The organism is Xanthomonas fragariae, assembly GCF_017603965.1.
Classification (GTDB): domain Bacteria; phylum Pseudomonadota; class Gammaproteobacteria; order Xanthomonadales; family Xanthomonadaceae; genus Xanthomonas; species Xanthomonas fragariae_A.
In genome coordinates this window covers 4059249-4079438 of sequence record NZ_CP071955.1, presented here as the reverse complement: position 1 = coordinate 4079438, position 20190 = coordinate 4059249, and the positions used below count along the sequence as shown (strand labels likewise).

9 protein-coding genes, 2 other RNA genes and 7 pseudogenes are annotated in these 20190 nt (G+C 62.7%); 11 read left to right on the top strand and 7 right to left on the bottom strand.

Going from position 1 to position 20190, the window contains the following annotated elements:
* Positions 1-95 precede the first annotated feature (95 nt).
* Positions 96-440 (top strand): annotated as a pseudogene (locus J5I97_RS19475) (TonB-dependent receptor domain-containing protein); the annotation flags it as partial.
* 97 nt (positions 441-537) lie between these two features.
* On the opposite strand, the gene J5I97_RS19470 reads toward J5I97_RS19475, so the two are convergent.
* A non-coding RNA gene (locus J5I97_RS19470) (sX9 sRNA) lies at positions 538-613 on the bottom strand.
* 78 nt (positions 614-691) lie between these two features.
* Between J5I97_RS19470 and J5I97_RS19465 the strand changes: the two are divergent.
* The 3 genes and pseudogenes from J5I97_RS19465 to J5I97_RS19455 all read left to right on the top strand — a co-directional run.
* Positions 692-1774: pseudogene (locus J5I97_RS19465) on the top strand (glycerophosphodiester phosphodiesterase); the annotation flags it as partial.
* Between the two features lie 230 nt (positions 1775-2004).
* Positions 2005-3128, top strand: a pseudogene (locus tag J5I97_RS19460) (IS3 family transposase).
* Positions 3129-3320: 192 nt separating this feature from the next.
* Positions 3321-4922 (top strand): glucan biosynthesis protein D, encoded by a 1602-nt coding sequence (locus tag J5I97_RS19455; protein WP_208588254.1) that lies wholly within the window; start codon positions 3321-3323, stop codon positions 4920-4922.
* A 671-nt stretch (positions 4923-5593) separates the two neighbouring features.
* Here J5I97_RS19455 and J5I97_RS19450 read toward each other — a convergent pair.
* Positions 5594-6229, bottom strand: a complete 636-nt coding sequence (locus J5I97_RS19450) for a thymidine kinase (protein ID WP_208588252.1) — start codon at positions 6227-6229, stop codon at positions 5594-5596.
* Between the two features lie 112 nt (positions 6230-6341).
* Here J5I97_RS19450 and rep point away from each other — a divergent pair, with 112 nt between their 5' ends.
* The gene (gene rep, locus J5I97_RS19445; RefSeq protein ID WP_208591838.1) at positions 6342-8318 is read left to right on the top strand and encodes a DNA helicase Rep; all 1977 of its coding nucleotides are present in this window, start codon (positions 6342-6344) and stop codon (positions 8316-8318) included.
* A 62-nt stretch (positions 8319-8380) separates the two neighbouring features.
* Positions 8381-8460: non-coding RNA, sX9 sRNA (locus J5I97_RS19440), on the top strand.
* 120 nt (positions 8461-8580) lie between these two features.
* On the opposite strand, the gene J5I97_RS19435 is transcribed toward J5I97_RS19440, so the two are convergent.
* On the bottom strand, positions 8581-9249 hold the full coding sequence (locus J5I97_RS19435) for a YceH family protein (RefSeq protein WP_208588250.1): 669 nt from the start codon (positions 9247-9249) through the stop codon (positions 8581-8583).
* A gap of 318 nt (positions 9250-9567) precedes the next feature.
* On the opposite strand from J5I97_RS19435, the pseudogene J5I97_RS19430 reads away from it, so the two are divergent.
* Positions 9568-9819: pseudogene (locus J5I97_RS19430) on the top strand (5'-nucleotidase, lipoprotein e(P4) family); the annotation flags it as partial.
* An 8-nt stretch (positions 9820-9827) separates the two neighbouring features.
* Positions 9828-10559: an orotidine-5'-phosphate decarboxylase gene (pyrF, locus tag J5I97_RS19425; protein ID WP_208588248.1), complete on the top strand. Its 732-nt coding sequence runs from the start codon at positions 9828-9830 to the stop codon at positions 10557-10559.
* A 109-nt stretch (positions 10560-10668) separates the two neighbouring features.
* On the opposite strand, the pseudogene J5I97_RS19420 reads toward pyrF, so the two are convergent.
* Positions 10669-11021: pseudogene (locus tag J5I97_RS19420) on the bottom strand (tryptophan 7-halogenase); the annotation flags it as partial.
* Positions 11022-11106: 85 nt separating this feature from the next.
* Between J5I97_RS19420 and J5I97_RS19415 the strand changes: the two are divergent.
* Positions 11107-11596, top strand: a pseudogene (locus J5I97_RS19415) (transposase); the annotation flags it as partial.
* An 80-nt stretch (positions 11597-11676) separates the two neighbouring features.
* Here J5I97_RS19415 and J5I97_RS19410 read toward each other — a convergent pair.
* From J5I97_RS19410 to J5I97_RS19400, 3 genes and pseudogenes are all read right to left on the bottom strand, one after another.
* Positions 11677-11910: pseudogene (locus J5I97_RS19410) on the bottom strand (tryptophan 7-halogenase); the annotation flags it as partial.
* A 9-nt stretch (positions 11911-11919) separates the two neighbouring features.
* Complete coding sequence (locus J5I97_RS19405) at positions 11920-14955, bottom strand: TonB-dependent receptor domain-containing protein (protein ID WP_208588246.1); 3036 nt, start codon at positions 14953-14955, stop codon at positions 11920-11922.
* Positions 14956-15101: 146 nt separating this feature from the next.
* Positions 15102-16154 carry a LacI family DNA-binding transcriptional regulator gene (locus J5I97_RS19400; RefSeq protein WP_208588244.1) on the bottom strand — a complete coding sequence of 351 codons (1053 nt, stop codon included), beginning with the start codon at positions 16152-16154 and terminating at the stop codon, positions 15102-15104.
* A gap of 402 nt (positions 16155-16556) precedes the next feature.
* On the opposite strand from J5I97_RS19400, the gene J5I97_RS19395 reads away from it, so the two are divergent.
* The gene (locus J5I97_RS19395) at positions 16557-17519 is read left to right on the top strand and encodes a hypothetical protein (protein ID WP_208588243.1); all 963 of its coding nucleotides are present in this window, start codon (positions 16557-16559) and stop codon (positions 17517-17519) included.
* On the top strand, positions 17519-20185 hold the full coding sequence (gene plsB, locus J5I97_RS19390; protein ID WP_208588242.1) for a glycerol-3-phosphate 1-O-acyltransferase PlsB: 2667 nt from the start codon (positions 17519-17521) through the stop codon (positions 20183-20185). The genes J5I97_RS19395 and plsB overlap by 1 nt, the downstream gene beginning before the upstream one ends.
* Positions 20186-20190 lie beyond the last annotated feature (5 nt).

The following is a 20190-nucleotide window of genomic DNA, read 5'->3' as shown; positions in this document are numbered from 1 at the left end:
CGCGGTCCATAGGTCGCACCACTGCTGCGGCCCTTGTTGCATCACGCCTGGCAGCACCGTCTGCAGCGCTGAATTCTCTGCAGAGCAGGTTCGAGGTGACCATTCCAACTGCGGGCAAGATCACCGTCGATACGCCCAAGCGCATGTTCGCTAGCGAAATCGCCTTCAACCACGCCAATTGGAACGTCAACCTGCGCGGCAAGTACACCGGCCAGCGCTACTACACCTACACCAACGATCAGGGCTTTGGCGGCTACACCTCGTTCGATGCCGGTGCCGGGTACGACTTCGGCCAGGCCGGCGTGCTGCAGGGGCTCAAGCTCTCGCTCAACGTCACCAACCTCACCGCCTTCGCCAACAGCGACCCGAATGGCCGCCAGCTGGCGTTCCATGCGAGCGCAACGCTGCAGGTGTTCTTGACCTTGGATGCGAAGTTCTGAGTTGGAGATCAGGGAATCGGGATTGGGGATTCGTAACAGCGAGCCTTGTAGCTGCTTACGGATTTCCGATGCCGATGGATGTCGATAGTTTTAGACTGGCTGACAAGACTTAGCGAGTGGTTGTCAGGCGGGCGCGGACGATGTGGAGTAAGCGGGATGTACGCGTCGTACATGCCGCATCGACCATCGGCGGCGCTCGCTTGACGGTTATGCCGTTAGTTTTGATCGCTGCTTTTTCGTTGGAGAAGTGCATGATGCAGTTCCATCGTGTTTTGGTAGTGGCAACGATGATGGTCGGCATGAGCGGACCGGCGTGGGCAGAGGTGCCACTGGCCAAGACGGTGCAGATCTTTGCGCACCGTGGCGCCAGCGCATTGCGCCCGGAGCACACCTTGGCCTCGTATGCCAAGGCGATTGTCGATGGTGCCGATTTTGTCGAGCCGGACCTGGTGTCGACCAAGGATGGCGTGCTGGTGGCGCGCCATGAGAACGAGATCGGCGGCACCACTGATGTGGCCAGCCATCCGGAGTTCGCATCGCGCAAAACCCGCAAGATCATCGATGGTCAGACGATGGAAGGCTGGTTTACTGAAGATTTCAGCCTGGCCGAGTTGAAGATGCTGCGTGCTCGCGAGCGTCTTCCGCAGTTGCGTGGCACGCGTTGGGATGGGCAATTCCAGATCGCCACCTTCGACGAGATCATCGACTTCGTGGCAGCGGAATCGGCGGCGACCGGGCGCACCATCGGACTGATTCCAGAGATCAAGCACCCGAGCTATTTCGGTGGGCTGAATCTGGCGATGGAAGACAAGGTGCTGGCGACCTTGCGTGCGCATGCGTACACGCAGACCGCGCCGGTAGTGATCCAGTCGTTCGAGACCGGCAACCTGCGTTACCTGCGCGGCAAGATCGGGCGCAGCAGCACGATCCGCCTGCTGCAGTTGCTGGGTGGCGCGCAGATGGTGCTGCCCGATGCGGGCGTGGACGCCGCGCCGCACACCTACGGGCAGATGATCGCGCCCGAAGGGCTGAAGCAGATCGCCAGCTACGCCGATGCGATCGGCCCGGACATACGCAGCATCATTCCGCTGGATGCGCAGCAACGCCTGGGCACGCCGACCAGCCTGGTGCACGACGCGCATGCGGCAGGCTTGCAGGTGCAGCCGTATACGTTTCGCCCGGAGAATTATTTTCTGGCAGTCAACAATCGCAGCAGTGGCGCGGTGACCGAGCGTAACGAGGCTGGCGCACTGGCCGAGCTGAAGGCGTATCTGGATGCCGGCATCGATGCGTTTTTTGCCGACGATCCGGGCCTAGTGCGGCGTGCGTTGAGCGAGCGTCCACGAGACTTGCGTAACCGACACTCGCGCGATCACGCCGGGCGTGCCAACTGCAGCCGAGCATGGAAAGGTGCATAGCAACCCAACTGCGGAAGCCATAGACCAGTTTCTGTGGACTCATACACGCTGCCAGTTTCTACCGGTCAGGGGGTAATGCTGCCTGATACGCCCAGGGTTTCCTAGACATCTCAAGGCCATGGAAAATGGCAGATTCGGAGGTGTCCATGAGCAGCAAGCGGTATACGGATGAGTTCAAGATCGAAGCGGTCCGACAAGTGACCGATCGTGGGTTCAAGGTGGCAGAAGTCGCCGAGCGACTGGGTGTCACCACACATAGCCTGTACGCCTGGCTGCGTACGTTCGGCAAGTCTTGCGTGGTGCAGCGCGCCGAGGCGGACCAGAGCGCCGAGGTTCGGCGGCTGAAGGCAGAGTTGCGTCGAGTGACCGAGGAGCGCGACATCCTAAAAAAGGCCGCCGCGTACTTTGCCAAGGGGTAAAGGCAAAGTACGCGTTCATGCAGGACCATCGCAGGGAATTCAGGGTGTGTGCCATGTGCCGGGTATTGCGCGTCAACCGGGCGGGTTACTACGCCTGGTTACGCTCGCCCGACAGTGAGAAGACCAACGCCTGCTGGGAGTGATCAAGCACCACTGGTTGGCGAGCGGCAGTGTGTATGGGCATCGCAAGATCGCCCAGGATCTGCGCGATCTGGGTGAGCGTTGCAGTCGCCATCGGGTGCATCGGCTGATGCGCACCGAGGGACTGCGTGCCCAGGTGGGCTATGGTCGCAAACCGCGCTTCCATGGTGGGACGCAGGGAAAGGCGGCGGCCAACCTGCTTGACCGACAGTTCGACGTGACGAAGCCGGACACGGCCTGGGCGAGCGATTTCACCTTCATCCGCACGCAGGAAGGCTGGATGTATCTGGCTGTGGTGATCGATCTGTTTTCTAGGCAGGTCGTCGGCTGGGCGATGCGCGATCGGGCCGATACCGAGTTGGTCGTGCAGGCCTTGTTGTCTGCGGTCTGGCGGCGCAAACCCAACGCTGGTTGCCTGGTTCATTCGGACCAAGGGTCTGTCTACACCAGCGATGACTGGCAGAGTTTCCTGGCGTCCCATGGCTTGGTGTGCAGCATGAGTCGGCGTGGCAACTGCCACGACAATGCACCCGTGGAGAGCTTCTTCGGCCTGCTCAAACGCGAGCGGATCAGGCGGCGGATCTATTCCACCAAAGAGGCCGCACGCACCGAGGTGTTCGACTACATCGAGATGTTCTACAACCCAAAACGCCGTCATGGTTCAACTGGCGACCTAGTTTGAACGGCGCTACGCGCAACGAGGGTCTTGAGTGTCTACGGAACCCTGGGCGTACAGTAGCCATTCCAGTGGTGGCGCTAGCGCGCGATGCCTCCGCACGACAATCGCGTTGCAACTGATCACTGTGTGCGTGGCTTCGTCTGCGGCACCCTGAGCTGCGCATTCACGCCTATGCCGGGCTGTGGCTATGATGTAGCTCATCCCTTAGATTAGATCGATGCGCATGCAACGACGCCACTTTCTGGAGAATGCCGCGGCTGCATTGGTCGCGCTCGGTTTGCCGGCGTTGCCGCAATGGGCATTGGCGGCAAAGGCAGGTGGGCTGCGTCGGCTTGGGCAGCCGCAGCCGTTCGACTATGCTTGGCTCAAGGGTCAGGCGCGCGAACTGGGGAAAGCGCCGTACAAGAGCCATAAGCAGGTGCTGCCAGGACCGCTGGAGGCCTTGAACTGGGATCAGTATCAGTCAATCCGCTACCGCCAGGACCATGCATTGTGGGCCGGCGGCAATGGCAAGTTCCAAGCGAAGTTCTTCCATCTGGGGCTGTTTTTTCATACCCCGGTGGACATCTACGACGTCGTCGATGGCAAGGCGCAGCAGCTGGCGTACGACCCGACCGCGTTCGACTACGGCAGCAGCGGGCTGGATGGCACGCAGTTGCCCAAAGATCTTGGGTTTGCCGGCTTTCGACTCAACTCACGCAAGGACACCGATCGCGATTTCTCGGCGTTTCTGGGAGCGAGCTATTTCCGTGCCGTAGGCAAGGAGGGCCAGTACGGGCAATCGGCACGCGGGTTGGCGATCGATACCGGCACCGGTGGGCCGGAAGAGTTTCCGGACTTTATCGCCTATTATCTGGAACAGCCTGCTGACGAGTCGGACACCGTGGTGGTTTACGGCCTACTCGACTCGCCCAGCGTCGCCGGCGCATATCGGTTTGCCATTACCAATGGCGAGGTGCTGGTGATGGACATCGATAGCGCGCTGTATCCGCGCAAGACCATCGAGCGGCTCGGCATTGGACCGTGTACCAGCATGTATCAGGTGGGCGAAAACGACAGTCGCATGGATTGGGACTGGCGCCCGGAGATTCACGACACCGACGGCCTGGCGATGTGGACCGGCGACGGCGAATGGATCTGGCGGCCGCTGTGCAATCCAGCGAATCTGCGCTTCAATATGTTCGTCGATGAGAACCCACGCGGGTTCGGGCTGCTGCAGCGCGACCGCAACTTCGACCATTACCAGGACGATGGCGTGTTCTACGAGAAGCGCCCATGCCTGTGGGTGGAACCCAAGAGTGGCTGGGGCAAGGGCTCGGTACAGCTAGTCGAGATTCCCACTGTGGACGAGACCGTCGACAACATCGTGGCGTTCTGGAATTTGCAGGCAAAGCCGCAGGCAGGGCAAGAGCTGCTGATGGGCTATCGATTGTATTGGGGCGCTCATCCGCCGGCCAGCTCGCCGTTGGCGCATTGCGTGGCCACGCGTACCGGCTTGGGCGGCATCGTCGGGAAGAAGCGCAGCCATTTTTCCTGGCGGTTTGCGGTGGATTTTGCTGGTGGCGAACTGGCTGCGCTGGTCAAGGAGTCCAAGGCCAAAGTCGAGACGGTGCTGCAGGTCTCGCGCGGCACCACCGAGATCGTGTCGGTGCGTCCGTTGCGCGAGCTCAAGGGTTATCGGGCGATGTTCGACCTAGTGCCGCCGGATGACAGCACCCAGCAGATCGATATCCGTCTGTACCTGCGCGCCAACGGCAAGCCGCTCACCGAAACCTGGCTATACCAGTGGACGCCGCCGCCGATGAGCGAGCGCAAGATTTACTGAGCGCAGATCTGCGACGCGGCGGCCTGACGCCGCGTCCGATTGTCTAGGGGTGCGGAAATCGGTCCATAGACAGTGCGAGCACCGATTGCAGTCGCCCGGCAACTTCGCAACGGTTGCCTGACGCCTCGGTTTGGCTGACTCAGGCCGGCGTCGAGTGATCGACCAGCTGCATGCGCGGCCGCACGCAGGCCACTACGCCTATTGGCCTGCCTCAGGAATGTGGCGGGAAAACGCATGCCCACTTGGGCTTAGCGATGCGTGTGGCGCGTATAGCTGGCAGTTTGCGGGCGATGCGTGTCATCGAAACGGCCTGTCTTGCTGGGCGATCGGTGGTCTTGGTTTAATGGCCGAGGCGTGTGTTGGCCTCGTCGATTCGAGGTTGCCAATCACTGGAATGCTGACATCTGCATGTCGAGGAATGTTTGGCGGATGCAGCTTGCGCCCAGCATGATGCCGCTGCCTGTCGCTAGACTCTTTGGACGCTGCAGCAAAGCGGTAACCGCGCTGGCGATGGCAATCCACACCGAACATGCGCATCACCACGATGGCGAAGACGCGTGCGAGGCGGTTGGTACGCAGCTGCCGATGTACGCAATACAGTCGCACACAGGATGGCGACGAACGCTTTTTCCGCGCCGATGGTGCGATTGCAGCAGCGCCTACCCAATGGATCACGCCTGTACAGGCGGCAGCGGCAACGCGATCTGCAGCGGGTCGATGCGGCCTTGGCCGCGCATGATCTTCTTGAATTCGGCGCGGCTGACCGACACATAGCGCTCGTTGCCACCGATCTCCACCTGAGGGCCGTCCCGCATGGCGTGCCCTTGCGCATCCACGCGGACGGTCATGGTGGCCTTGCTGCCGCTGTGACAGATGGTCTTGATCTCGTCCAGCTCATCGGCCCAGGCCAGCAGGAACTGGCTGCCTTCGAACAGCTCGCCGCGGAAGTCGGTGCGCAGGCCGTAGCACAGCACCGGAATGCGCAGACGGTCGACCACCTCGCTCAGTTGCCAGACCTGTGCGCGGATGAGGAATTGCGCCTCGTCGACCAGCACGCAATGCAGCGCGCCCTCGGCCTGGATGTCGCGCCCGATGAGCTGCTGCAACTCGGTGTCGCGATCAAACGGGTGCCCATCCGCGCGCAGGCCGATCCGCGAAGCGACCACGCCAGTGCCGGCGCGGTGATCGAGCTTGGGCGTTAGGATCAGTGTGCGCATGCCGCGTTCGCGGTAGTTATGCGCCGATTGCAGCAAGAGGGTGGTCTTGCCGGCATTCATTGCCGAATAGTAGAAATAGAGCTTGGCCATCGAGCGATTTTACCGGGCCAAGTGGCGTCCGGTGGCGGCCCGTTGCATGAACCAGCCGCGCCGCTTGCCCGACGCAGCGCCGGTACAATGGCCCGCTCTGCTGGAAACCCCTATGCACGGTCTCAATCCCCCGCAACGCGCCGCAGTGCTGCACTGCGAAGGTCCCTTGTTGGTGTTGGCCGGTGCCGGCAGCGGCAAGACGCGTGTGATCGTGGAAAAGATCGCGCATCTGATCGCCATCGGCCGCTATCCGGCCAAGCGCATTGCCGCGATTACCTTCACCAACAAGTCGGCCAAGGAAATGCGCGAGCGTGTGGCCAAGCGCATCCGTGGCGACGGCGCCGATGGCCTGACTATCTGCACCTTCCATGCGCTGGGCTTGAAGTTCCTGCAGATCGAGCATGCCGCTGCGGGTTTGAAACGCGGCTTTTCGATCTTCGATTCGGACGATGCCGCCGCCCAGATCAAGGACTTGATGCACGGCGCCAAGCCCGATGCGATCGAAGACGCCAAAAACCTGATCTCGCGCGCCAAGAACGCCGGACTGTCGCCCGAACAGGCGATGGCGGCTGCACGCAGAAATCGCGAAAAAGAAGCGGCCAGCCTGTACGAGCGCTACCAAGCGCGGCTGACCACCTTCAACGCGGTGGACTTCGACGATCTGATCCGCCTGCCGGTGCAGATTCTGGAAGCCAACGAAGAGATCGTCATGGGCTGGCGCGAGCGCGTCGGTTATTTGCTGGTGGACGAGTGCCAGGACACCAACGATGCGCAGTACCGCCTATTGAAGATGCTGGCCGGGCCGCGCGGCAACTTTACCTGTGTGGGCGACGACGACCAGAGCATCTATGCCTGGCGCGGCGCCAATCCGGAAAACCTGCAGCAGATGGGGTGCGATTATCCGGCGCTGAAAATCATCAAGCTGGAGCAGAACTACCGCTGTTCCAACCGCGTGTTGCGTGCGGCCAACGCATTGATCGCGCATAACCCCCACGAGCATTTGAAAACGCTGTGGAGCGATCAGGCCGACGGTGAACGTATCCGCGTGTGGGAATGCCGTGACAGCGAGCACGAGGCGGAAAAGGTTGCCGCCGAGATTTCATTTCTGGGCACTGCCAAGCAGGTGCCGTGGAGCGACTTCTGCATCCTGTTCCGCGGCAATTTTCAATCGCGGCCGTTGGAGAAAGCGCTGCAGCTGCTACGGGTTCCGTATCACTTGACCGGCGGCACCGCGTTCCTGGAACGGCAAGAGGTCAAGGATCTGTTGTCGTGGTTGCGGTTGATCGTCAACCCGGACGATGACGCGGCGTTCTTGCGTGCGGTGCAGTCGCCTAAGCGCGAAGTCGGTGCGACCTCACTGGCGCGCTTGGCCGAGCTTGCCAGTGCGAAGTCGGTGCCGATGTCGCGCGCGGCCGAATCGATGGGCGCATTGCAGCATCTGCCGCCACGTGCGGCCAATGGCTTGAGCGCGTTCACCGATATCCTGTGCGACATGCGTCAGCACTCGGCCACGATGTCGGCCGGCGAATTGGTACGCATGCTGGCCGACAAATCCGGCCTGCTCAACGATCTGCGTAATCAATCCAAGGACGAAACCGGATTCCAGCGGCGCAAACGCAATCTGGACGAATTGGCCGAGTGGTTCGAGGGCGGCCCACATGGCGCCAGCGCCAGCGATCTGGCCGCGCAGCTGGCGTTGCTGTCGCGCAACGACAAAGACGATGGAGGCAACCAGGTGCGCATGATGACCATGCATGCGTCCAAAGGGCTGGAGTTCCGCTATGTGTTCATCGTCGGCTGCGAAGACGGCGTGCTGCCGCACGAAGTGAGCCTGGAAGAAGGCAATCTGCAGGAAGAGCGCCGCCTGCTCTACGTGGGTATCACTCGCGCCAAGGAGCGGCTGTGGATGAGCCATAGCAAGTTGACGCGCAAGTTCGGCGAGCATGTGCGGCTTAAGCCGAGCCGGTTCTTCGACGAGATTCCGGCCGAAGAACTGCAGCGCGATGGCGCCGACCCGGTGGCCGATGCCGAGCGCAAGAAAGAGCGCGCCAGCGCGGGCTTGGCGGCGATCCAGGCGTTGTTCGATTAATAGCGGCTAACAAAACGACTGCGCTCACCGCCAGGCGGGCGCGGCCGGTGCTCGGAATCGGCATGTACCACTCCTAACCTTACTGCGGTTGCTCCGCGCCGCCCGCCCGCACCTGGCCACTGCGCGCTACGTTTTGTTAGCCACTCTTAGTGGGCTAGCACGCACTCACGATGCACCGTGCGCGTAGCATCTTGGCCGGTCGGTCCATTAGTTCCTCTCAGGCGGTAAAGTGACCTGGACATCTACGAGAATACGACGGCGATCAGGCGCCGGTCGCTTCCAGCCGTGCCTGCACCGCAGCGAGCGCATCCTGCAGTTCGGCAACGGTGGCCTCCAGGCTTTGCACGCGTGCCTCGAGCTCGCTGCTATCGGCGCTATTGCGAGCACTCGGTGCAGCGCGCGCCGCTGCGGCCTGTAACGCTTCCATATCCAGCTCGCCACTGAGCAGATGCGCATAGCGCTCTTCGCGCTGGCTGCTGGCGCGCGGTAGCTGTATCGCCAGGGTGCGCTGGATCAAGCGGTCCAGATGATGACGGACGTCGTCGGCATCGTTGAAGCGCGCCAGCCGTTCGCTGCGCGCATACAACTCGCCCAGCGTCTGCGGACCACGCAACAGCAGCAGGCCGATCAGGGCGACTTGTTGCCGGGTCAGATCCAGCATGCTGCCCAACCGGTGTTCGTAACGCTCGGCGCGCGAGGAAAACTGCTGGCGCACCAGTCCCATTGTTTCGAGCTGACGCAGGGCGTGATGCACCATGCCGATCTCCAGATTCAGCACCGGCTCGCGTGCGGTCTTCTGGTTGGCGGCAACCTGCGTGGCGTTGACCGTGAGCGGATACGCATCCGGCGTGATGGCTTCTTTTTCGATCAGGCAGCCGAGTACGCGGGCTTGGGCGGTATCGAGGACGGGCGGGTGCGAGGTCTCTGGCATGGGTGACTCCGGGGCAATCAGCTCGCAAGGACTCGCAAGGATATGCCGATCCGGTGTCGGCATTCTTCAGATGGCGCGATCAGGTGGCGCGGCTTTTCTACGATATCTGCATGGAAGAGCCGCGCTGCACCGGGACTGTGGGCCTGCGCATGTAAGGGACAGGCAGAGACAGCAGTCGGCAACGGTCCCCAAACCCCGCAGCGACCATCCCGCCATTCGTGCGCATCCGCCAGTGCCAATGGCACTGCCGTCAGCAAGAGCGGGCGGTGCGGTGCGAACCCGCTAAAATCGCGGACTTCATTAGCCGCTCCTGTTCTGGTGGATGCCATGCCGCTTTACGCACCGTTGCCCCTGCTCGCCTGCACCGCGCTCGCATTGAGCGCCTGCAAGCCCAGCGATAAGGAACCTGTGCAGTCTGCTGCCGTATCCGCAACTGCGGACAAGACCGCCACATCCCCCGTAGCCACCACCGCACCAGCCGGCGACGACAACCTCAACGCTGTGTCGTGGATGCAGCGCTCGGAGGAATATCGCGCCGTGGCCGAGCAGACCTACCGCGTCGCGCTGGAGGTGGCCCGATGAGCCGCGTACCGTTGCCACTGGCCGCGCACGAGCGGCTGATCTTCGCGTTGGATGTGCCCAGCCATGACGAGGCGATCGCTTGGGTCGACCGCCTGGGCGAGTCGGTGTCGTTCTACAAGATCGGCATGGAGCTATTGGCGTCGGGCGAGTATTTCCACGTGCTCGATGCGCTGGCCAAGCGCGACAAGCGCGTGTTCGTCGACCTGAAGTTCTTCGACATCCCCGCCACCGTGGCCGGCACCATCCGCCGCCTGGCGCAGTGGCCGGTGAGTTATTGCACCATCCACGCCTGGCACGCCGGCATGCTGCAGGCGGCGGTCGAGGCCAATCACGGCGACATGCGTCTGCTGGCGGTCACCGTGCTGACCTCGATGGGCCGGCCTGACTTGGCCGCAATGGGCATCGACCGCGAGCCGGTCGAGGTGGTGGTGGAGCGCGCGCTGGCCTCACAGGCCGCAGGCATCGACGGGGTGATCGCCTCCGGCCAGGAAGCCGGCCCGATCCGCCGCGCCACCGGTCGCGCGTTTTCGATCGTCTGCCCCGGTATCCGCCCCGGCGGCCCGGTCGGCGACGACCAGCAGCGCACTGTCGGTGTGGCGCAGGCCTTCAACGACGGCGCCGACGCCATTGTGGTCGGTCGCCCGATCCGCCTTGCCGCCGATCCGGCAGCGGCGGCGGCGGCGATTCAGGCAGAGATTCGGGCGACGACGGGGCAGCATCAGTGCTGATGAGACATCACTGACGCGCGCATGGCCCGTGCTCAGCCCGGCAAAATCAAGAAGTTAAATCAATAGAATTAAAGTATTGCCTTAACGTTGAAGTCTACGTACGATGCCCCTCGTCCGAGGTCAGTCGGAAGCTGTGCCACGCATTGTCCACCGGGCTTGTCCCGGTTTTCGACGGGATCGGGCCTTGTGCCCGATCCTTTTTTTGCGAGGCAATCGAGAGCCACGGCGTGGGCAGGCCGACGTTTTCGCACGGCACCGCCAGTGCGCGATCACACGGCAGCCAATGGGTGAAGGCGTGGTAGCCGGTGTGCGGCGCCTGCTCGATCAACAGCCCACGGAAGAGCGCGCGTGCTGCGTGGCATCGCATTGATACGCGTATGCGATGTTGGCCAGCGGCGCATTGGCCGGCACATCGTCGGCGGAGGTCATGAACTTGCCACGCGCGGCGGCCAGCGTATTGAGTCACCCCTGAAAAACCATCAACACCCAATCACCGCAACGCTTTATAGGCCGCACAGGCGTGCCAGAACGACCAGTTTTCGCTACGCTGCATGCGCCGGAACCGGAAGTGGAATGCAGAGGCAAGGGCAAAGCGCGTCAGCCGTACGCATTCGGCGTCAAGGTCGGTAGTGCGGTGAGCGCCTGCAAGGGCTTGATCGTGCGCGCGCAGTTTTCCGGGCACCCCGTACGACGGGGATACCTTGGCCGAGCAATTGGAGCAGACGCGTGGATTGCTGCAGGATTTGAACGTCAAGCCAACGGTGGCGATCGTGGATCTGGGCTATCGCGGCCGCGAGGTCGATGGCGTGCAAGTGTTGCATCGAGGCAAGGCCAAGACCCTGACGCGACGACAATGGCGCTGGATCAAACGACGTCAAGCAGTGGAACCAGTGATCGGACATTTGAAAGAAGACTGCCGGTTGCGTCGTTGCACGCTCAAAGGCGCCCAAGGCGATGCGCTACACGTGCTCGGCTGCGCCGCCGGCTACACCCTGCGTTGGCTGATGCGCTGGATCGCGTTTTTGCGTGCTTGGATCGGGGGATGGGATGGCAAGCCTTGAGCGCTGTGTACCGATTACCGCTGGAGATTGGTGCTTGAGTCGGTTTTTCAGGGATGACTATTGAGCGTGTAGGCACCCAGCGGCTGCGCTTTGCCACGCGCGTGCTGCTTGATCCACTACTGATGGAACGGCAACAGCCTAAGCGGATGGCCGATCTGCGTGCCGAACCCATGCATGTACGCGGTACCCAGACGCTGCCAGTCGACAAACTCGATGCCGAGTTTGAAGCTGCCCTGTGTCTGCCGCACGAACGCGGCTTCATCGATGCCGAGCAGGTTATTGAAGGCCTTGTAGGCCAATCAGAACTTGGCGCCGAGCTCGAAGGTCAGTGTGCGCGGCACGTAGTTGATTTCGCCAGTGGTGTTGATCGCGATGTCTGGATCGAACTGACCGTTGCTGCCGAAGCCGTTGTACGCGTAAGCGCTGTAGTTTTTGAAGTCGAAAGCGTTGAGCAGGTTCACGCGCGCCGACATCTTGAAGTCGCCGGCGATGGTGAATTCCTTGGTAGCCTGGAAGTCCACCGTGCGGTAGCCCCAGATATCGCCACCGATCAGGAACTTGCCGCTACCTGGCGGCGTGACGCCCACTTGCTGGCAGGTTGCACCATCGGGATCGGTGAAGCCGAAGCAGGCGATCGTGTTGATCGGCTCGGGCGTGGCCAACACCAGCTTGGCACCGAAGGTGACATCCCACGGGCCGTCGATCGAGCCGGAGGCGACGAAACGATGCGCAGCCACCGCGTCGGATTTGACGAACGGATAGTCGCGGATGGTTGCCTTGTCGAAGCCGTACGGCTCATCGATGTTTCGATTCTGGCGCGCGCTGGTATGGGTGTAGGACAGCGTCAGACCCCAACCGGATTGCTTGGTATACGGCTTGTCGGCCGAGAGCAGCACCTGGCTGTTGCGCTGTTCCAGACCATTGGTGCCCACAATGGTGTTCTGGTAGCCCGGAACAGGCTCGCCCCACGGCACGTCGCCATTCTGGAAGTACGCGCCATCGGGATAACGATTGATCAAGCCCATCGCAAAACCGTCGTAACTCAGCACGCGCTGGAAGGTCGCATCCGTCAACCACTCGCCCACCTGATTGGTGATGCCGATGCTGTACTGGTCGCTGTACGGCGTCTTGAGTTTGTTGTTGAACATAAACAACTCGGCGCTGCCAACGACACCGGGAATGGTGTTGAGCTGATCGATGCCGTTGAGGTAGCGCGGGTCGAATGCAACACAGATGCGGTCACTGCGATAACAGGTGTTGGTGACCGGATTTTCGAAGTAAACAGCGACCGGCGACAACGCCGACTTGCTGGTTTCCAACGCTAACTGCTCGAACAGGTTGCGATCGTACGAGCGCGCCGCGCCGCCATGCAGCACTGTGGTTTCATCGCCGAAGAAGTCATACGAGAAGCCGAAGCGCGGCGCCCAGGCGTCCTTGAAATTATTGCGGTTATTGCCGGTGCTGATGTAATCGGCAACGTTGATGCCACTGGGCACAAGACGATTGGCCCACGGCTGGCCGGGATTGTCCGGATCCTCGGCATACAGCGCGTTGACGAAGTCTTGCGAGGTGACGAAGTTGGTGTAGGCCGGTGTGTCTTCGTAATCCCAGCGCACACCGATGTTGATCATAAGCTTGTCGGTGGCCGCCCAGTCGTCCTGCAGATAGATTCCGTACTGCCTGGACGGCGACACCACAGTGGCGCGCTGGCCAGCGGTGGTATAGGGCGCAATGAAGTCCACGCGATACGGCGTGGCTTCCACGCTGCCACTGTTGACGCGATAGCTGAATTGCGGATTCACCGCAGCCGCATCCTGCGAGGTCAGCTCGATGTCCTTGTAGCTGACACCCATCTTGATGGTGTGCTCGCCATGCCACTGAAAGCTGGTGAAGGTCAGATCGTTCTGGATAAACCAGCCCCTCTGACTCTTGCGCTGCACATTGAGGCCGCCAGCCGAGCCGGTGATCAGGAGAGTGCGCTCATCGATATCGGTGGAGCCGGAACGCGGTTGGAAATAGGTATAGACGATGCCGTTGCCGAGCGTACGCGGGGTCGGGTTGTTCTCCGAATTCTCGGTACCGACGATGACCTCGTTGAACCAGTTGTCGGCACTGTGCTGCCAACGCAGGTTGGTGCGCTTGTCCTGGTTGATCTTGTCGGTGGCCTGCGCAAGCGTGTTGGTGCCGCCGACATTCGCTGTCTGGGTTTCGTCGCGATAAATCGTGCTCAGCTCGATGCGATCGCGGTCGGTGGGTTCGAAATCGATCTTGCCGAAGAACAGGTCTTCTTCGAACGGCATGTTGGCCGGCCCGTACTGGCTGGCCAGATCGGAGGGCAGCTGATCGATGAACGCGCCTGCCTCCGCACTTGGCTGCACGCTCTTGGGTGCGAGGTTCTCCTTGCCTTCGTAGGCGACGAAGAAGTGCATACGGTCCTGGATGATCGGCCCGCCCAACGCAAAACCGTATTCCTTGGTCTGCGAATCGATCTTGCCGCCTTCTTTTTCATCAGGGCGCTTGTCGCGCAGATCCTGATCGGTGTAGCGGTAGAACGCTTCACCGTGCAGCTCGTTGGTGCCGGATTTGGTCGCCGCGGTGATCGCCGCGCCACTGATCTGGCCGTACTCGGCCTTGTAGTTGGATGTGATGACTTTGTACTCGCCGATGGCTAGCTGCGGGAACGGATTGCCCTGCGTATCGCTCTGACCGGCAACGCCGCCGCTGCGCACATAGCTCTTCTGGCCCACGCCGTCGATGTATAAATTGCCGGCGCTGGCGTTAGACGCACCGCCGCGCAGCTTGGTGTTGCCGTTGCCGTCCACCTGAAACACCATGCCCGGCACGGTGTCGGCAAATTCCAGAAAGTTACGGGTGGCCTGTGGTAACTGCTGAATCTGCCGCGCGGTAATGGTGTTACCCACTTCCGACGTCTTCACCTCCCCAATCATCGGCGCTCTGACCGTCACCGTCTCCAGCGTAGTCGCATCACCGGCTGGCGCTGCCGCTGGCTCCGTGCCGAGATCGACAGTGGCGCTGGAGGCCACCGACAGGGTCACCGTGCGGCTGACGCCGTTGGATTCGACCTTGTAGGTGCCCGGCTGCAAACCGACGATGGTGTAGTTGCCGTTTGCGTTGACCGGGGCGCGTCGCATCGAGCCGGTGGCGAGGTTGGTGACGACGACCTCGCTGCCGCTCTGCGCGGAAGCGACCTGGCCGCGCAACGTAGCGTTGCTGGACTGGGCCATGGCCGGAACGGTGGCGAACAACGCGGCGGCCAGGGCGCAGCACGACAGGCTACGCGTCGGCAGGATGGAGACGGTGCGGCGATTCTTCATGACTTCCCCCCTCCCAGGGGTAAAGCGTGAACCAGTGGAGTGACTGGCGCGTCGAGGTTGGTGCCTGGTGTGGTGCAACGGGAAAGGCTGGCAATAACCGCAGGGACGGCAAGAAACACAAAATCAGCCAGTGGCAGGCGCGATCCTCAGGTCGGAGGCGCAGCACGCGGCGCACTGGACGCGCGCACGATCAGCTCAGGCACCATCTCGGAAAACGCAGGCGGTGCGGCATCGGCTGGTGGCGCAGGCGCATCGACCAGTTGCTGACCCAGCAGCAACCGCACTGCACGCGCGCCCAAGCCGGCGATATCCACCCGCATGGTGGTCAACGCGGGCAGCACGTAACGCGCCATCGGCACGTCGTCGAAGCCGGCCAATGCGATGCCGTGCGGCACCTTCAGCCCGGCATGGCCGAGCCCGAACAAACAGCCCAGCGCCATCATGTCGTTGGCGGCGAACACCGCGTCCGGGTGCGCGTCGCGAGCCAATGCCTGGCCGGCGCGGTAGCCGGATTGTTCGTCGAAGTTGCCCGGCAGCACCCACGGCTGTGCGTCGGCATCCAGCGCCAGCTCGTCGCGATAACCGCGCAGACGCTCGTGCGCATCGGAGTTGTCGGCCGGCCCGGCGATGAAGGCGATGCGGCGATGGCCGCTTTCGCGCAGATGGCGTGTCATCACCCGCGCGCCGCCGTAGTTGTCCACGTTGAGCACCGGGCGCTGGCTGGCACTGCCAGCGCAGTTAAGCAGCACCGCCGGCAGGCCGCCGGGCAGCGCGTTTTCGTGCATGCCGCAATCGCCTAGCGAGGGCGACATCACCACCACCCCATCCACGCGCCCAGGCAAACGCTCCAGCGCCTTGCGCTGCGCCTGTGGATCGCCGTGCGAGCTGGACACCAGCAAGTGATAGCCCTGATCGCGCGCAACCTGGTCGATGCCGCGAATCAACTCGGAAAAGAATTCGCCATGCAGATCCGGCAGCACCACACCGATGGTATGGGTGCGGCGGCTGCTGAGGCTGCGCGCGGCATGATGCGGGATGTAATGCAATGCGCGCGCGACCTGCAGCACGCGCTCGCGCACCGCTTCGGCCACGTGCTGATGCCCGTTCATGGTGCGCGAGACCGTTGCCACCGACACCTGCGCTTCGCGCGCGACGTCCTTGATGGTGACGCTACCGCCTTCCGAGCGTGGCCGACTCATGGCGAAACAACCGAAACAACGCGGTTGCCGCCATACGCCGGGTAGGGGCGCACGGTCGGCTGGTGCAGAACGTTGGTGTCACACATGCACATGAATGACATCGGCCCCAACCAATGGCGATCTCAGTGCGAGATGGCGCGCACGCTAGCAGGAACTGCAAGCGCTTACATGATGCGACGCACCATTACGCTAAACCCAAGCGGCACAAGGGCTGTAGCGACTGTTCCTGAAACGTTTGTCCGGATGAGCCGACAGCAGTCAATGTCGGACACTGGTCGACAACGTGCATGAAACTAAAAAATTCAACATCTTGCGGCCATACCTGGGTGGACGGGCCATGCCTTGCCGCCGGTGCATTCAGACAGCAAGATGCGCCCATAAATTAGGGGGAACATCGTGCGCATGTCGCTATCTACCGCCTGCATAGGCCGGTTCCAGTCCATCGTGTGGGCGCTACTGGCCGCGCTATGCGTCAGCGGCTGCCAGCGCAACGACACTGCGGCTGCATTGCCGGAGCCGGCCGCGGCGATGCAGTCGATGACGCTGCCGCTGCGGCGCAACGATCTGGTCGCCTATGCACGGATCCGGGTCACGCCTGCGCAGTACGCCCAACTGGAAATAGCCTGGCGTAGCGGTGCCAGTCGCTGGCCACTGACCGAGCTGCCGCTGCCCAATGAGGTCGGCGCGTTACTGGGATCGTTGTCGGCGCCGGGCGCCGAGCGCGACCTGCAACAGTCCTTCGATGCGCAACTGGCTGGGCAGGCGCAGGGCATCGCCCAGGCCGCGCAGTCGCTGGGCCAGTTCGGCGTGCAGTATCTGCGCAGCCGCAACGACTACCGGCCTGAGCAGCGTGCCCATTACGTGCAATTGGTCGACGCGCTGAGCGCCTGGGCCGCCACCGCGCCGTTGGCCGATCGCACGCGCGCCAAGGCCAGCATCGCCGACTTGGTAGCCGCGGCCCGCGCCACTGGCATCCGTTCCGACGCCGATCTGCAGCGGCTGGGCATGGAAGAGAGCCTGCGCCGGCTCGGGCCGTTCTGGTCAGCGTGCAAGAAGGTACTGAAGCGTTACGACCTGTCGCTGGACAACAGCCTGGATGGGCTGCGCGCCGGCCTGATCAAGCAAGACGGCGACCGCGCCCAGGTGCGGCTGCGCTATCTACTGGCCGCGCACGACATCGACCTGACCGTCGACCTGATCAAGCGCGACGGGCACTGGTACCAGCAGCAGAACCAGGACGAGGTGCAGGCGCTGCTCAGCGCCGCGCCGGCCCAGCCCTTACCCGACGCCGCTGCAACGCCTGACACCCCGGCGGCTGCGCCCGCCAAGCCCGCCAACACCGGGCAACGCCCAGCTGGGCGATAATGACCGCGATGCCAGAACAGAATCCCCTGCCGTTCCCGAACGGCCAGCCCGCCCCGCCCCGCGCTGGCGCAGCCGCCAACCCCGGTGCGACCTCCGTGGCGCTGTCTGCCGCGCCGTCGGCGTTGGACACACCGCCGCTTACTGCGCCGGTGCTGGCGGCCGGCCGCAACGCCAAACGCCCATGGTGGGCGCGCCTGCTCGGCCGCCTGGCCGACCCGTGGCTGAGCCTGACCATCGAACCGGACCAACCCGGCCGCTACGACGACGGTAGCCCGGTGGTGTATGTGCTGGAAGACTACGGCCTGTCCAACGCGCTGATCCTGGACAAAGCCTGCCGTGAGGTCGGCCTGCCGTCACCGCTGGTGCCGTTGCCGGGTGACCCGCTGGAGCGCAAGCGTGCCTACCTGGCCCTGTCACGGCGCAGCAGCAATTCGCTGATTCCCGAACAGCGTGGCGGCAAGACCCACTCCGACTCGCTGGCCAAGCTGCTGCAGGCGCACCGCGTGCGCAACGAACTGGATGTGCATCTGGTACCGGTGTCGATCTTCGTCGGCCGCGCGCCGGACAAGCAGAGCGGCTGGTTTGCGGTGCTGTTCTCGGAAAACTGGGCGCTGGTCGGCCGTTTCCGCCGGCTGTTGTCGGTGCTGCTCAACGGCCGCACCACCATCGTGCGCTTCGCTCAGCCGATCTCGTTGCGTCAGATCGTTGCCGAGGGGTTGCCGCCCGAGCGCACCTTGCGCAAGTTGCAGCGGGTGCTGCGCATGCACTTCCGGCGCATTCGCGAGGCAGTGATCGGCCCGGATCTATCCACCCGTCGGCTGCTGGTGGATCAGGTGCTTGCCGCCGACTCGGTGCGCGAGGCCATCACCATCCAGGCCAAGCGCGACAACAGCAAGCACGTCGATGCCTGGCGCAAGGCGCATGCCTATGCTTGGGAAATCGCCGCCGACTATTCCAGCCCAGTGGTGCGCTCGGCGAGCTTCCTGCTGACCCATGTGTGGAACCGTATCTACGCTGGCGTGCTGGTGCATCACCTGGACAAGCTCAAGCAGGCTGCGCCCGGGCACGAAGTGGTCTATGTGCCCAGTCACCGCAGCCACATGGATTACCTGCTGCTGAGCTACCTGTTGTACGAACGCGGCATCGTGCCGCCGCACATCGTGGCCGGTATCAACCTCAATCTGCCGGTGGTCGGCACGTTGCTGCGTAAGGGCGGTGCATTCTTCATCCGGCGCAGCATCCGCGGCAACGCGCTGTATTCGGCGGTGCTCAGCGAATACGTTGCGCAACTGGTGGCCGGTGGATATTCGATCGAATACTTCGTCGAAGGCGGGCGCTCGCGCACCGGCCGTCTGCTGCAACCCAAGGGCGGCATGATCGCGATGACGCTGCGTGCTTATTTGCGTCAGCCGCGCAAACCGGTGCTGTTCCAGCCGGTGTACATCGGCTACGAGAAGCTAATGGAAGGCAACAGCTACCTCGACGAACTCACCGGCCGCCCGAAAAAAAAAGAATCCATCTGGCGCCTGCTGTGGTCGATTCCCAAGGTGCTTAAGCAGAACTACGGCCAGGTGGTGGTGAACTTCGGCGAGCCGATAGCGCTCAACGATGTGCTGGCCAAGCACGCGCCGGATTGGGACGGCCAACCGCTGCCCGACGATGAAAAACCCACCTGGCTGGCGCCAGCGGTGGACACGTTGTCGACGCAGATCCAGACGCGCATCAACTGTGCCGCCGACGTCAACCCGATCAACCTGCTCGCACTGGCGCTGCTATCCACGCCCAAGCACGCGATGGGCGAGGTCGACCTGATCGCACAGATCGAGTTGTGCAAGAAGCTGCTGGCAGAGATGCCGTATTCGGACCGCGTCACCGTCACCCCGCATACCCCGGCGCGCATCATCACCCACGCCGAAGAGATCAACGTACTTACGCGCGTGTCGCATCCGTTGGGCGATGTGCTGAGCGTCAGCGGCGACACCGCGGTGTTGCTGAGCTACTTCCGCAACAATGTGCTGCACCTGTTCACCGCGTCGTCGTGGGTAGCCTGCTGCTTCCAGAACAACCGTCGCATGAGCCGGGCCGGGTTGCTGCGTTTGGGTCGCACCGTGTACCCGTTCCTGCAGGCGGAGTTGTTTCTGCCGTGGAGCGAAGATCGCTTTGCCGAACGCATCGAACAGACCATCGACATGTTCGTGCGCGAAGGCCTGCTGCTCAACGTCACCGACGACGACGGCGGCATCCTGGCACGCAACACCGGGCAGACCGACGAGGTATTCCGCTTGCGCGCGATCGGCCATTCGTTGCAGCAGGCCTTCGAGCGTTATTACATCGCCATCTCGGTGCTGGTGAAGAACGGTCCTGGCATGCTCGGCGCCAGCGAACTGGAAAGCCTGTGCCAACAGGCCGCGCAGCGTCTGAGCTTGTTGTACGCACCGGCCGCCCCAGAGTTCTTCGACAAGACCTTGTTCCGCAGCTTCATCCAGAAATTGCGCGAGCTGCGTCTGGTGTGGCCCGACAAAAACAGCAAGCTGATGTTTGATGAGCGGCTGGACGCGTGGGCGAAAGATGCCAAGTTCATTCTTGGCCGCGAGCTGCGTCACACCATCGAACGTGTCAGCCCAGAAGCGGCCAAGTCGCAGGAAGCGGCCAAGCCGCAGGATTAGGCAGC

What these genes read in the sequence shown, in the direction of transcription:
- J5I97_RS19405 (WP_208588246.1), bottom strand. Translation starts at nt 14,955, where the DNA reads ATGAAGAATCGCCGCACCGTCTCCATCCTGCCGACGCGTAGCCTGTCG.
- J5I97_RS19450 (WP_208588252.1), bottom strand. Translation starts at nt 6,229, where the DNA reads ATGGCCAAGCTCTATTTCTACTATTCGGCAATGAATGCCGGCAAGACC.
- J5I97_RS19455 (WP_208588254.1), top strand. Translation starts at nt 3,321, where the DNA reads ATGCAACGACGCCACTTTCTGGAGAATGCCGCGGCTGCATTGGTCGCG.
- pyrF (WP_208588248.1), top strand. Translation starts at nt 9,828, where the DNA reads ATGAGCCGCGTACCGTTGCCACTGGCCGCGCACGAGCGGCTGATCTTC.
- J5I97_RS19395 (WP_208588243.1), top strand. Translation starts at nt 16,557, where the DNA reads ATGTCGCTATCTACCGCCTGCATAGGCCGGTTCCAGTCCATCGTGTGG.
- rep (WP_208591838.1), top strand. Translation starts at nt 6,342, where the DNA reads ATGCACGGTCTCAATCCCCCGCAACGCGCCGCAGTGCTGCACTGCGAA.
- J5I97_RS19400 (WP_208588244.1), bottom strand. Translation starts at nt 16,154, where the DNA reads ATGAGTCGGCCACGCTCGGAAGGCGGTAGCGTCACCATCAAGGACGTC.
- plsB (WP_208588242.1), top strand. Translation starts at nt 17,519, where the DNA reads ATGACCGCGATGCCAGAACAGAATCCCCTGCCGTTCCCGAACGGCCAG.
- J5I97_RS19435 (WP_208588250.1), bottom strand. Translation starts at nt 9,249, where the DNA reads ATGCCAGAGACCTCGCACCCGCCCGTCCTCGATACCGCCCAAGCCCGC.